The sequence below is a fragment of the Rhizobium sp. SRI_017 genome (assembly GCF_057586295.1).
On sequence record NZ_JBYCZP010000084.1, the window covers coordinates 1 to 650 of the forward strand.

General features: G+C 59.2%; 1 protein-coding gene. It reads left to right on the forward strand.

Features of this window, described 5'->3' with window-relative positions; genetic code table 11:
- The coding region (locus AC2YI2_RS35115; RefSeq protein WP_487391136.1) for a response regulator at window positions 1–631 on the forward strand (631 nt) is incomplete at its 5' end.
- Window positions 632–650: the final 19 nt, after the last annotated feature.

Below are 650 nucleotides of genomic sequence, written 5' to 3' on the forward strand. Positions count from 1 at the left end.
GGGACGGGTTGACGTCTCATGGCGGATCTTGCCCTCTTATGAACTGGAGCTTCGCTGGGTCGAGTATGGTGGCCCACCTGTGAAGAAACCTGAGTCCAAAGGCTTCGGTTCAGTCTTGATGACGGAAGTCGCTACCCGCCAATTGTCCGGCCGAATCGATGTCACCTGGCCGACTTCCGGCATGTGCCTGGTCGCGACATTGCCCTCCTCGGTCTACCGTCCCGACATTGCTGCCGGCCCGGCTCCTGGCAAGGCCGATCCACATAAAGCTGGCTCGAGACGGCGGATACTTGTCGTCGAGGACGAGGCGCTCATCGCAATGGAGCTCTGCATGGAACTTGAATCGCGAGGCTGGGAAATCGTCGGGCCGGCCGCAACCACCGACGAGGCCATGCGGCTCATCGACGGCGCATCACTTCCGGATGTCGCCGTCCTGGATGTTAACCTCGGAGGTCAGATGGTCTATCCTTTCGCAGAATGGCTGCGGTCACACGACGTGCCTTTCCTGTTCTGCACGGGGTATGAGCAACTCGATGACCATAAGCGCTTCAGCAGCTGGCCGACAATTCGAAAGCCGGTGAACATGACCCTGCTGGACAGCGAACTGAACCGCATCTGGCATCCAACGTGATCAAGAAGATCAGCCAGCC